Raw genomic sequence first — 11,846 nt, 5'->3', positions numbered from 1 at the left:
CATGCGGGTCACGTCGGGGGACGTCACCACCACGACCGAGGCGCGCAATAGCGGGCAGGCGGTCACGGCTGTGCTGGGAAAGCTCGAGTTCGACGAACGCGCAGAACTGTTCCACTTCAGCCATGTCGGTTTTGGGCGCGCGAGATCGCGGCTTTGGGTCATGACGTCAAACTGCTGCTACCTCAATATGTGAAGCCATTCGGTGCGCCCCGACGGCGCGTATTACCAGTGGAGGAAGGATCCACCCAGAGAGTTGTCGATTGATCTGGTAGCTGACGAGCGGTTTGGACGAGCAATCGGACGGATCGAAGCCTCGTGACAAAGGTCGCTTTAGGCGGCCGAGCAATCCAGCGGGCCGTAACGTGAGTGAAGCCTGAGCACGCCTCGAAAGTTACGATGTGAATGCCGACCCGATCGTATGGCGGGGAAGGCCGTGCGGACAGGGAAGCAATCGACGCACGCACCTGTCTGGTTCACCGGGGTAATGGGCACGGCACGTTGGAAAGGTAGTACGGGTAATACGGGGGAGACCCGTCTTGGTCGAAGGTCGCGCCTTCAGCATTGAGTAGTCGATGGACCGGACGGGAGTCGGACAGGGTCAAAGGTACCGATGAAACCGGGTAATTCCGGCGGAGGAAAGGACCCTGACTTCAGGTGCGCTTTTGAAGATGGCGAGGGAAAGGGTAGATTGGCGATGAGCCTTGAAACGCCCGATAAGATCAGGAGCCTTCAGAGAAAGCTTTATTGTAAGGCGAAGGCGGAGCCTGCCTTCCGCTTCTACGTGCTGTACGACAAGATCTGCCGCGAGGACATTCTGAGCCATGCCTACAAGCTGGCCCGCGCCAACGCGGGTGCGCCGGGAGTGGACGGAATAACTTTCGAACAGATCGACGCGTCGGGACTCGAAGCATGGTTGGCTGGCCTGCGCGATGAACTCGTCACGAAGACCTATCGGCCCGATCCGGTGCGGCGGGTGATGATCCCGAAGCCCGGCGGCGGCGAACGTCCGCTCGGTATCCCAACAATCCGGGACCGGGTCGTCCAAGCTGCTGCAAAGATCGTGCTGGAACCGATCTTCGAGGCGGATTTTGAGGACGGAGCTTATGGATATCGCCCGCGCCGCAACGCGGTCGATGCCGTCAAGGAAGTGCACCGGCTTATGTGCCGGGGCTACACAGATGTTGTTGACGCCGATTTGTCGAAATACTTCGACACGATACCGCACTCGGACCTCCTCAAATCGGTGGCCCGACGCATCGTCGACCGGAATGTGCTGCGGCTGATTAAGTTATGGCTGCGAGTACCGGTCGAGGAGCGGGATAGCAACGGGAAACGGCGCATGAGCGGCGGTAAGAGCAACAAGTGTGGCACGCCACAGGGCGGTGTCATCAGTCCGCTGCTCTCCGTCATCTACATGAACCGGTTCCTGAAGCATTGGCGTCTCAGCGGTCGGTGTGAAGCATTCCATGGCCAGATTATCTCCTATGCCGACGACTTCGTCATTCTCAGCCGCGGCCACGCGGAAGACGCATTGACGTGGACGAAAGCGGTGATGACCAAGCTTGGGCTGACACTCAACGAGACTAAAACCTCGGTGAAGAATGCCCGATTGGAAAGCTTTGACTTCCTTGGGTACACGCTCGGACCCCGCCACTTCCGCAATGGGGGGCGGTGGTATCTTGGCGCGGCTCCGTCGAAGAAAAGCGTGCTGCGGATCAAGAGGAAGGTCAGCGAACTGCTGACGCCGGGCAACAAGGGCGCTTGGCCCGAAGTACAAGCACGACTGAACCGCCTTCTGCGCGGCTGGTCCGCTTACTTCAGCTATGGCTCGCTTGCTACGGCTCATCAGGCCGTTGATCGACACGTCTTTGACCGCGTGCTCGCCTTTCTGCGCAGACGACATAAGACGCCAGGACGTGGCGTCAGACGGTTCTCTGATCAGATCTATGGGAACCCTGGCGTACTTGTGCTGAACCGCGTGCGCAAAGTGTCGCCGACGTGCGCCTTGTGACGAAACCTGTCGGAAAGCCGGATGCGGGAAAACCGCACGTCCGGTTTGATGAGCGGGGAGAGGAAACGGAACGCGCAACAAGCGCATCACCGCGCCTCTCCTCGACTCTACTCAAGCGCGGGAAGACTGATGCTGCCGACGCAGAGGCGATCAGCGAAGCTGTCGCGCGCAATACCATGCGCTTCGTCCCGGTTCGTCGAACACTGCAATCACGTCCGCAATCATGAGAGCATCGACAACCTCACTCCTGTCGATGTCTACTTCGGCAGGGCTGAGGCGATCCTTGCAAGCCCGCAGCAATTGGCTCTTCCATTCGGTCGTCCCCCATCGCGGGTGTCAAGCCGCGCACGCGGGACCGCGATTTTAATCGACCCGAAGCTACCGGTCAGCGACCGCGGCTGGCTGCCGTGTCGATGCCCGTAACGGGGCGTTCCCTCATGGCCGGCCTTCATGCCGCGTCCGTAGCGCGGCCGCGCAAGGGCCGCATCGAGCTCGCTGCGGAGCAATTCCTCTAATGAGTTCCCGCGTTGGTTTCCGCACCGCCGTTTCAACCGGATCGAACCAATTTCGAAAAGCTGCGGAGCCGTCTCTCTTTCACACGGCGGGGAAATGCATCTTTGTGACATTGCTGGTCATGGCATGGTCTCCGATCCGGCGCTCCAAACGGCGGATGATTCGAGGTTGATCACCTCAGAGACTACGCCGCTTTCAATTCCAACCAATCCTGCGGCGGGACCCTGTCTGAAATCCGCCAGCCTGTCGGGAACGCAACCCGGAGCGCGAGAAAAATAGCACGTCTGGCTCTGCGCATAATGGCCCAACTCTTGCGAGGGGCGAGCGGGCAAAGGTCAGGTTGGAGATTGAGAATGGCGAGCGTGTCAAAGCTAAAGGTGTTTGCGGCCCTGAGTGCGGCCAGTGTTGCGCTTGTGCCAATATCGGCAAAAGCTCCGATATGGAGTTCGAGCGCTCAATACGGGAGCTTTTCAATCGATGGCTACAGTTGGAACAACGACGTATGGGGCAGGGGCGCAGGACCCCAGACTATCTCGGTGAGTGCTGTCAACCAGTGGGGGGTGTGGTCGAACCAGCCTGATACTGGTGGCATCAAGAGCTATCCCCACGAGGGTTTCAATGTCGGCAAACCGCTCAGTTCGATCAACACTCTGATCTCGAACTTCAATCAGGAAGTTCCGACTAGCGGCGCCTGGGACGTCGCCTACGATATCTGGGATAGCTCAAATCAGTATGAGATAATGCTCTGGACGAATTACACCGGCAATCCCGATGGTGGCGGCAACGTCAAGCCCATTTCTTACAAGTACGCTTCTTCCGGGGCGGCGATACCGATCTACACAAATGTCGATGTAGGCGGAGCGACTTGGAACGTGTTTCAAGGAGAAAATCACCATAAGGTCATCTCATTCCTGCGCACTTCGAAGACCAACAGTGGGACGGTGGATATCAAGAGTGTCCTGCAGTGGATCAAGTCTAAAGGGTACTTTGGGGAGATAAACGTCGGCAACGTCCAATACGGCGTTGAGATCACCTCCTCTCCAGGTGGGATGAACTTCAACTTCAATAATTGGACCCTGACATCGAGGTGAGTACCCACGGTCGGTGAGGTGAAGTGGCCTCGGATTTTGGACCGGCGGCTCAGATGGTGCGGATGCCGTTTTGTTTTGATAAACGGAGACCATGAAGAAGAACGAGACGGAAAATCGAAGCAGCGCTGAAGGCAAAGATCGCCTTGGAGCCGCTGCGAGAACAATCAAAGGTGACGGATCTGGCGCTACCAGCGGTGGAGAGAAAATTACGTGAGGCAACAACTCAGTTCAGGAACATTTTCGGCCAGGCAATGCGACAGCTCCCTAGCAAACATGTGGAGCTGATCGCACCGGACGAAAATCGATTCGCACAATGCTCACGCTGCGTGGGCAGCCCGTCGGGGGCTGGGTGGTTTGTTGCGGGGGCGACGTCGAGAAGTGGACTCTTCGCCTAGTCGCCCTCGATCTTCGTTCGCAATCCCCCGAGGAGAGAAACATGTCGTGGGACGACCAGCAATTCTAACGGACGAAAGCTGTGCCGCTGCTCCTACCTTGCAGTGCGCCCGTTTTTCACAAGCTCAAAGAAATAGCGAGCGAAATACGCAATTTTGGATTTTCGCATCACCACCGAACTTTCGGCACTGTTCTTGAAACGGGCCATTCCGCACCTCGCCGAGTTGGGTGAGAACGATCAATGCCCGCTGCGCGACCTTTCGTGAGCGAAGGTAGCGGGAGATGTCCCGATCGCTGTTGAGCGCCGCGCTCGTGACGTGGGCAACGGGCTTGATCGTCATGCGATCGTGGTGAGCTTGAAGGGCCGCACGCAGAACCGACGATTTCTTATGCGCCTTCAATCATCGGAAACCCTTGTTGGCCTCGATCATGCCGGCCGCGACCCATCGCAAGGTCATACCGGCATCCCGCCGGCGTTTGACGTTGCGCGTGACCCGGCGAATGGTGCCCTGAAATGGACCCCGGTTTTGGGACGAGAGGCCAGGTTGGAAAAGGGCCGCTCCGTTTGATCGACGGAGGGCATGATGACGAAGAAGACGCGACGGAAGATCGACGCGGTGTTGAAGGCAAAGATCGCACTGGAAGCGGTGCGGGAGCAGGCGACGGCTGCCGATCTGGCCCAGCGCTATGAGGTTCACCGAACCAGATCTATGCTTGGAAGAAGCAGCTGCTGGACCAGGCGGCCCGGCTTTTGACGTGGGTGTCGGGCGCGAGAGCGAAGGAAACGCGCGAACGCGAGATCGAGAAGCTGCACGCCAAGATCGGACAAACTGACGGTCGAGCGCGAGTTTTTAGCGCGGAGGTCCGGAAGATGAGCACGCCGGACCGTCGAGGAATGCTCGAGCGCGTCGACCAGGCGCTGTCGATCCGTCGGCAATGCATGTTGCTCGGCATCGCCCGTTCTAGCGTCTACCGGCCGCTACAGCCGGCCAATTCAACGACCTTGCCTGCGGATTTCACGGATCGTGAGCATCGATTTCGCGCGATCGTGAGCACTGAATTCAGACGATCGTGAGCAGCCCGCTACGGCCGATGGGAGATAGAGTCAGTGTTCTGGTTGGCCGTCAAGGGTGATGGTTTTGGCGCTGCGTTTTCGCATGCTTTCTCCGGTGAGCTGGAGGCGGTGGGCGTTGTGGACGAGGCGATCGAGAATGGCGTCGGCGACCGTGGGGTCCCCAATGGCTCCATGCCAGGTGTCCACGGGGAGCTGACTTGTGACGATGGTGGATGCGCGGCCATGGCGGTCCTCGAGGATTTCGAGCAGATCGCGGCGTTCCGCGGCGGTGAGCACCGATAGTCCCCAATCATCCAAAATCAGAAGCTGAGCGCGGCCGAGGCTTTTGAGGAGCCGAGCGTAACGTCCGTCTCCGCGCGCGAGCGCGAGCGCCTCGAACAGCCTTGGAACGCGATGATAGAGGACTGATCGGTTGTCGCGGCAGGCCTTGTGGCCGAGCGCGCAGGCTAACCAACTTTTGCCCAGGCCGGTTGCCCCGGTGACGAGCAAATTCTCGTGGCGATCGATCCAGCGACCTTCGACGAGTTTGGCGAAAACGGCGCGGTCGATGCCCCGCGGGGTGCGCAGATCGACGTCCTCGACGCAAGCAGTCTGGCGCAGTGCGGCGATCTTGAGGCGCGTGGTGAGCCGCCTGGTGTCGCGTTCGGCGGCTTCGCGGTCGACCAACAGGCCGATGCGATCTTCGAACGGCAGGGCTTCGAGATCGGGCGATCGGCGCTGCTCCTCGAAGGCCTTGGCCATTCCGGTCAGGCCAAGCTCGATCAGCCGTTCGTGGGTTGGGTGGTTAAGCATGCCGGGTCTCTCCTTGCTTCAGTGGAAGTAGTCGCGTCCGCGGATGTTGCCGTGGCGCAGGGGCTGGTGCTCGAAAGATTCGTCGAAGAACGTGCGATCGAGGCCGTTCTGGAGGATCGATCTAATCGAGGCGACGGAGCGCGCCTTGATGAGGATGCCCCTCCGGCAGGCTGCGTCGAGGCGTTCGGCGCCGTAGCTTTTGACGAGCGCCAGAATGCCAAGGCAGGTTCGAAAGCCTTGTTCTGGATGGGGCCGGGCGTCGATCACGGCCTGGAAAAACGCTGCTGTCGAAGGACCGATCCGCTCGCCGGCGGCGATCACCGCGGCGGGGGTCCATTTGCCGTAGCGGCGATGGGCGCTGGGCATGTGGTCGGCGATGGTGGTGTGTCCGCGTCGGTTGGGCGCGCGGGCATGGCTGGCGATCCGCTGGCCCTTGTGGAAGATCTCGACCGTCCGATCGTCGATACGGGCATCGACCAGCTCGCCAATCAGACGATACGGCGCGGAGTACCAATGGCCGTCGACCTCGACATGATAATCGGGAGCGAGGCGGCAGCGCTTCCAGCGTGCGAAGGCATAAGGCTGATCTGGCAGCGGGGTTAGCTTGGGTTTGTCGAGTTCGGCAAACAGTTCGGCGCGGCTTGAGCCGAAGCCACGCATTTGACGAGCATTGAGTTCGTCGACGAGTGTCTTGATGGCGGCGTTGAGCTCGGCCCGGGAAAAGAAGCGCTGATTGCGCAGCCGGGCCAGAATCCAGCGCTGGGCGATTTGCACCGCGACCTCGACCTTCGCCTTGTCTTTTGGGCGCCGCGGCCGTGCGGCGAGAATGGCCGTGCCGTAATGGCTCGCCATCTCGGCATAAGTGCGATTGAGGCCGGGATCGTAGCGGTCGGGGTTGCTGACGGCGGCTTTGAGGTTGTCGCAGACCACGAACGTCGGCGTTCCGCTCAAAAACGTGAACAAGTTGACGTGGGCCCGGATCCAGTCGGCCAAGCTCTCGCTGGGGCAGGCCTCGGCGTAGGTGTAGTTCGAAGCGCCCATCGCCGCGACGAACAGCTTCATCGGCTGCACTTCCCCGGTCAGGGGATCGACGATGTCGATGGTGTCGCCGGCGAAATCCACGAACACCTTCTCGCCGCCCAGATGAATCTGCCGCATCGAAGGTCGGACCCGCCCCTTCCAGGCCTCGTAGGTAGTGCAGAACCACGTGTACCCGAAACCGTCGGGATTAACGGCGCGATACTCCTCCCAGAGCAGGCGACGGGTTACGTTGCGCCGGCGGAGCTCTTTATCGATGTAGCTCCAGTCGGGCACCGGCCGCTGCGGGCTCTGAGACGCTGGTCGTGGGGCCGGGAAAAGCAAAAGCTCCAGGTCTTCATCGGTCATTCCCTCCGGAAGCGGCCAGCTCAACCCAGCAGAGCGGGCGCGGCTCAGGTAGCTGTGCACAACGCCGTTGCTGACGCCCACGCTCCGCGCGATGGCCCGCTCTGGCAGGCCTTGAAAATGTTTTAACCGAAGGACTTCCTTGATCCGGCGCATCGACAATCTCTGGGTAGGCATTGGACTTCCTCGTTAACCACGAGGTCATCCCTAAGCCGGTTGAGTTGTCGGCCGAAGCGCTGCAAGGCTCCGAAAGCCTTGCTCACGATCCCGCGAAATCGTTGCTCACGATCGTCTGAAATCTCTGCTCACGATCCCCTGAAATCCGCGCTCACGATCCCGCGAAACGCGCAACCTTGCCCTGATGCAGCGGATCGACGAGCTGATCACCGCCTGGCCATTCCTGGGCTCGCGGCGAATGACCGCGATGCTGAGGCTGAGGGGCTTGCGGTCAATCGCAAGCGCGTGCAACAGTTGATGCGCAAGATGGGCATCGCCGCGCTGGGACCGAAGCCGAACACGACAAAGCCGGCGCCGGGCCACAAGATCTCTGTCCCGATCTGCTGCGCAACATGAACGATCGACCGGCCGAACCAGGTGTGGGCGGCCGACATCACGTATCTGCCCATCGGCCGCGGCTTTCTCTATCTCGTCGCCATCATCGACTGAGCGAGCCGTGCGGTTCTGGCGTGGCGGCTGTCGAATACGATGGACGTCTCGTTCTGCGTGGCGGCTCTGGACGAGGCGCGGCGACGTACGGCACGCCGGAGATTTACAACACCGACCATGGCAAAGGCGTTCTCCGATCGCATCCGCCAGCGCGCTTCCGCTCGCGGTTACAAATGGCATCTGGACGAGGTCGTTATTTCGATCGCGGGCGAACAACATTGGCTCTGGCGCGCTGTCGACCAGAATGGCTTCGTTCTCGACGTCTTGATCCAGCCCCGAAGAGACTCGCGCGCTGCGCAGCGGCTCATGAAGAAGCGCTTGAATCCGCCGGCACGCCGCTGCGCGTGATGATCACGGACAAGCTCCGTTCGTACGGCGCTGCGAGGGCGAGCATGGGCTTTCACGTCGGACATCGCCCGCACAAAACTCTCAACAATCGCGCCGAGAATTCTCATCGGCAGACGCGGCGACGCGAGCGGATCATGAAGCGTTTCAAAGCGCCCCATCAGGCTCAACGGTTTTAGTCAGTTCACGATCAGGTCGCGAACGTTTCCGCATCCCCTATCTCGGAGCTGTCGCCGCCGACCTCCGTCGTGCTTCGCGCGAACGAGCCTTTGCGACTTGGCGCGAAATCTCCGCGACAAGCGCTATCGCCGAATCTCGGACCTTTGAAAATCGCCTCCTTCGTCTCGGCGGTCGATTAAGTTGACGATGCCATCCATGCGTCGCCCACACGTTCTTCCTTGGCCTTCTTGCATCATGGCCGACGAAGACCGAGATGCAGCCCGCAAAGCTGATCGGCCGCTACGGCAGGACGTTCTGGTGTGTTCGAGGTCAGACATACGGCTTGCCTCAACAATCGCTAGCCTTGTCGCGTAAGCGACATAGCTATCGGAAGCCGTCGGGAATGCGCATCGCTTCGCTGGCATGGAGTCTGCTCACCACCAGGGGCGTAGAAGCGACGCCACGACATCGAACGTCGTTGCGGATGGCGCGCACATGTGTTGTTCGTGAGGTGATATGCGACCTGGAGTTCTTATACGGGGCGCGGCAGCAGTTACGCTTGCCGCTTGCGGTGGCGCGAATTCGGCGGATCTCGATCCAGCGGTGAAGGTTTCATCCGACACTGTGGAGCTGGACCGGGAATTATATTGGCGTGCACAGCGGTGGCGGCTATGCCGGACATCTTCAGTGACCCCTAGGCCCATCTATCTATGGCGACGTCGTCCATACCCCTGCATCCCTGGCCGGGGGCCAGAGCGGTGATCACAGCTTTAGACCGTGCCGCCCAGTCGCCCACTCAGGTGTCTGGGAGATCGGAGCCTGATTCTGGCCCAAGACTTGCGTGCAACGTTTAGGACGCTTTGTGCGCAAGGGTCAGTGCTGGGCTTTGGAGGAGACACTGAACGCAGCTGCGCCAATTTCGTGAGGTCAACCCCAGCCTCCGTTATCCCCACACAACGAGGACGAGTGAACGATCATGTACAAGCTCGGCGCTTTCATGCTTGCGCTGCTGGGTCAGCAGGGATTGGCAGCCGCGCAGGCTCCGGCCGACAACATTGCAAAGCCGCTGCTGGTGCCGTCCGATTACGAGCGAGCGCTAACGATCGGCGCTCAATATAACCAGCTCACTGTCAATATGCCCGACGTTCCGTTCTGGCTCGCAGAGGGCGAAGCGTTCGTCTACCGACGGACGACTCAAGGCAAGCACCAGTTCATGCAGGTCGATGCTGCCACTGGCGGAAAGCAGCCGGCTTTTGATCATACCCGCCTCGCGGCGGCGCTGGCCAGGGCAAGCCTCGAGAACTATAAGGCCGACAATCTGCCGTTCGACCGTTTCGAGCTGGCCGACGATGCTCGCATGATCACCTTCAACATCGACAACACCCGGTGGACATGCGACCTCGTAAGCTATGGCTGCACAGCCAATGCCATGCACCCGGAGGTCCATCAACAGATGCGCTATGACCCCACTCCGCCCGCGGAGAACGATCCGGAGAACACAAGCATATCCCCTGACGGCAAATGGTTGGCCTATACTACAAAATACAATATCTTCCTGCGCAGCGAGGACGGCTTGCAGGACATCCCTTTGACCTGGGACGGATCGGAAGGCAACTACTATGCTTTCTCGACGCTAAGATGGTCTCCAGATTCGCGTCACCTCGCGGCTTACCGCATCCGTCCAGGCCACAAACGTCAGATCCACTACATCGAATCGTCCCCGACGGACGAGCTTCAACCTAGATATTCGACGATGACGTATCCGAAGCCGGGTGATGCCTTGCCGCTGCTCCAGCCGGTGCTGTTTGACATCATCATGCAGAGCAAGATTGAAATCGACAATGCTTCCTTTCCAAATCCCTACCACCTTTCGCCGATCAAGTGGTGGAAGGATGGTCGCGGGTTCACCTTCGAGTATAATCAGCGCGGGCACCAACTCTATCGACTTGTCGAGGTGGAAGCTGCTGCGGGTAAGGTGCGCTCTCTGATTGATGAGCGCAGCATTACCTTCATCGATTACCAGCCTCTGGTGATGGACCAGCAGAAAACTGGAAAGTTCTTCCGCTACGACGTTGAGGACGGAAAGGAGATCATCTGGGCGTCCGAGCGCGATGGATACGAGCATCTGTACCTCTTCGATGGCCGAACCGGCGAGCTCAAAAACCAGATCACTAGAGGAGATTGGGTGGTTCGCGCGGTCTACTACGTCGATCCGGTCAAGCGCCAGATTTGGTTTGGTGCGAGCGGGAGGGACAAAGGGGAAGATCCCTATTTTGTCCATGCTTACCGTGTCGACTTCGATGGGAACGGACTGACCGCGCTCACTCCTGAACCGGCCAACCATCACATTGAGTTTTCGCCTAACGGCCGCTACTATGTCGACCTGTGGTCACGCATCGATGTCCCGCCGCGCTTGGCGCTGTATCGCGCCAGTGATAATGCCGAGCTGATGCAGGTTGAGAGCGCCGATATCTCGGAACTCATCGCCTCCGGCTGGCAGCCGCCCCTCAGCTTCCATGCCAAGGGCCGGGACGGCGAGACCGATATATGGGGGGTTATTCACAAGCCCCTCAACTTCGATCGAAACAAGAGATACCCGGTGGTGGAAAACATCTATGCCGGCCCTACGGGTTCTTTCGTTCCGAAGTCGTTCTCGGCCTTGGTTGAGCCGCTCACCCAAATGGGGTTTATCGTCGTTCAGATCGATGGAATGGGTACGAACAATCGCTCGCGCGCGTTCCACGACATTGCCTGGAAGAATTTAAAGGACGCCGGCTTTCCCGATCGGATTCTATGGCATAAGGCGGCGAGCGCGAAGTATTCATGGTACGATATTTCGAACGTCGGCATTTTTGGCGGGTCCGCCGGCGGGCAGAACGCGGTGAGCGCGCTGCTCTTCCATTCTGATTTTTACAAGGTGGCGGTGGCTAACAGCGGCTGTTACGACAACCGGATGGACAAGATATGGTGGAATGAACAGTGGATGGGTTGGCCGGTTGGTATCGAATATTCGCTGTCCTCCGCCATCGACAACGCCCACAGACTACAGGGTAAGTTGATGCTCGTTGTCGGCGAAATGGACCGCAATGTCGATCCGTCCTCTACCTTCCAGATGGCTGATCGGCTCATCAAGGCAGGAAAATACTTCGACATGCTTGTGGTACCCAGTGCAGATCACGGAGCGCCCGGCAATTATAGCGAGCTCGAGCTTCTGGACTTCTTCGTTCGCAATATTCTTGGGCAGATACCACCTAACTGGAACGCCCTACCGATTGAGCTGCTGAAACCCAATTAAGGGCCATGATTGCGCGAAGAGCTATCATCATTTAGGTCCAACGCCGTGGCGACTCGAACGAGCGCCCTCCGATTTCGCTTGTCTCTCAGCATTAGTAAGCAAAAGCACAGTCATCTATGACTC

The 11,846-nt window shown here is 59.3% G+C and carries 10 protein-coding genes and 3 pseudogenes; 9 read left to right on the top strand and 4 right to left on the bottom strand.

Features of this window, described 5'->3' with window-relative positions; translation table 11 throughout:
• The first annotated feature begins 1 nt into the window (after position 1).
• Both ACVJ19_RS00200 and ltrA read left to right on the top strand, forming a co-directional pair.
• The gene (locus tag ACVJ19_RS00200) at positions 2-193 is read left to right on the top strand and encodes a hypothetical protein (protein WP_014497849.1); all 192 of its coding nucleotides are present in this window, start codon (positions 2-4) and stop codon (positions 191-193) included.
• Positions 194-694: 501 nt separating this feature from the next.
• On the top strand, positions 695-2,011 hold the full coding sequence (gene ltrA, locus ACVJ19_RS00195; protein ID WP_259261160.1) for a group II intron reverse transcriptase/maturase: 1,317 nt from the start codon (positions 695-697) through the stop codon (positions 2,009-2,011).
• Between the two features lie 243 nt (positions 2,012-2,254).
• Here ltrA and ACVJ19_RS00190 read toward each other — a convergent pair.
• A pseudogene (locus tag ACVJ19_RS00190) lies at positions 2,255-2,584 on the bottom strand (IS256 family transposase); the annotation flags it as partial.
• 293 nt (positions 2,585-2,877) lie between these two features.
• On the opposite strand from ACVJ19_RS00190, the gene ACVJ19_RS00185 reads away from it, so the two are divergent.
• Both ACVJ19_RS00185 and ACVJ19_RS00180 read left to right on the top strand, forming a co-directional pair.
• A complete protein-coding gene (locus ACVJ19_RS00185) occupies positions 2,878-3,615 on the top strand; it encodes a glycoside hydrolase family 12 protein (protein WP_014497847.1) in 738 nt (245 codons plus the stop codon).
• A gap of 91 nt (positions 3,616-3,706) precedes the next feature.
• Positions 3,707-3,829, top strand: coding sequence for a hypothetical protein (locus tag ACVJ19_RS00180; protein ID WP_256461606.1), 123 nt, complete (start codon positions 3,707-3,709; stop codon positions 3,827-3,829).
• A gap of 481 nt (positions 3,830-4,310) precedes the next feature.
• On the opposite strand, the pseudogene ACVJ19_RS00175 reads toward ACVJ19_RS00180, so the two are convergent.
• A pseudogene (locus ACVJ19_RS00175) lies at positions 4,311-4,517 on the bottom strand (IS256 family transposase); the annotation flags it as partial.
• Positions 4,518-4,592: 75 nt separating this feature from the next.
• Between ACVJ19_RS00175 and ACVJ19_RS00170 the strand changes: the two are divergent.
• Both ACVJ19_RS00170 and ACVJ19_RS00165 read left to right on the top strand, forming a co-directional pair.
• Positions 4,593-4,763: a hypothetical protein gene (locus ACVJ19_RS00170; RefSeq protein ID WP_162130978.1), complete on the top strand. Its 171-nt coding sequence runs from the start codon at positions 4,593-4,595 to the stop codon at positions 4,761-4,763.
• A gap of 116 nt (positions 4,764-4,879) precedes the next feature.
• Positions 4,880-5,083, top strand: coding sequence for a hypothetical protein (locus tag ACVJ19_RS00165; RefSeq protein WP_453947779.1), 204 nt, complete (start codon positions 4,880-4,882; stop codon positions 5,081-5,083).
• A gap of 30 nt (positions 5,084-5,113) precedes the next feature.
• Here ACVJ19_RS00165 and istB read toward each other — a convergent pair whose 3' ends face one another.
• Both istB and istA read right to left on the bottom strand, forming a co-directional pair.
• Complete coding sequence (gene istB, locus ACVJ19_RS00160) at positions 5,114-5,875, bottom strand: IS21-like element ISFK1 family helper ATPase IstB (protein ID WP_011090937.1); 762 nt, start codon at positions 5,873-5,875, stop codon at positions 5,114-5,116.
• 18 nt (positions 5,876-5,893) lie between these two features.
• A complete protein-coding gene (istA, locus tag ACVJ19_RS00155) occupies positions 5,894-7,435 on the bottom strand; it encodes an IS21-like element ISFK1 family transposase (protein WP_060907903.1) in 1,542 nt (513 codons plus the stop codon).
• Between the two features lie 78 nt (positions 7,436-7,513).
• Here istA and ACVJ19_RS00150 point away from each other — a divergent pair, with 78 nt between their 5' ends.
• The 3 genes and pseudogenes from ACVJ19_RS00150 (at position 7,514) to ACVJ19_RS00140 (ending at position 11,723) form a co-directional block, all read left to right on the top strand.
• On the top strand, positions 7,514-7,831 hold the full coding sequence (locus ACVJ19_RS00150) for a hypothetical protein (RefSeq protein ID WP_453947778.1): 318 nt from the start codon (positions 7,514-7,516) through the stop codon (positions 7,829-7,831).
• A 216-nt stretch (positions 7,832-8,047) separates the two neighbouring features.
• Positions 8,048-8,628 (top strand): annotated as a pseudogene (locus ACVJ19_RS00145) (IS6 family transposase); the annotation flags it as partial.
• Between the two features lie 776 nt (positions 8,629-9,404).
• Complete coding sequence (locus ACVJ19_RS00140; protein WP_453947777.1) at positions 9,405-11,723, top strand: DPP IV N-terminal domain-containing protein; 2,319 nt, start codon at positions 9,405-9,407, stop codon at positions 11,721-11,723.
• Positions 11,724-11,846 lie beyond the last annotated feature (123 nt).

This window comes from Bradyrhizobium sp. USDA 376, assembly GCF_054063675.1.
This window is presented reverse-complemented; position numbering and strand designations above follow the sequence as displayed.

Excerpts from the sequence above, each read along its gene's own strand:
- ACVJ19_RS00200 (WP_014497849.1), top strand. The coding sequence starts at position 2 with ATGCGGGTCACGTCGGGGGACGTCACCACCACGACCGAGGCGCGCAAT.
- ltrA (WP_259261160.1), top strand. The coding sequence starts at position 695 with ATGAGCCTTGAAACGCCCGATAAGATCAGGAGCCTTCAGAGAAAGCTT.
- ACVJ19_RS00185 (WP_014497847.1), top strand. The coding sequence starts at position 2,878 with ATGGCGAGCGTGTCAAAGCTAAAGGTGTTTGCGGCCCTGAGTGCGGCC.
- ACVJ19_RS00180 (WP_256461606.1), top strand. The coding sequence starts at position 3,707 with ATGAAGAAGAACGAGACGGAAAATCGAAGCAGCGCTGAAGGCAAAGAT.
- ACVJ19_RS00170 (WP_162130978.1), top strand. The coding sequence starts at position 4,593 with ATGACGAAGAAGACGCGACGGAAGATCGACGCGGTGTTGAAGGCAAAG.
- ACVJ19_RS00165 (WP_453947779.1), top strand. The coding sequence starts at position 4,880 with ATGAGCACGCCGGACCGTCGAGGAATGCTCGAGCGCGTCGACCAGGCG.
- istB (WP_011090937.1), bottom strand. The coding sequence starts at position 5,875 with ATGCTTAACCACCCAACCCACGAACGGCTGATCGAGCTTGGCCTGACC.
- istA (WP_060907903.1), bottom strand. The coding sequence starts at position 7,435 with ATGCCTACCCAGAGATTGTCGATGCGCCGGATCAAGGAAGTCCTTCGG.
- ACVJ19_RS00140 (WP_453947777.1), top strand. The coding sequence starts at position 9,405 with ATGTACAAGCTCGGCGCTTTCATGCTTGCGCTGCTGGGTCAGCAGGGA.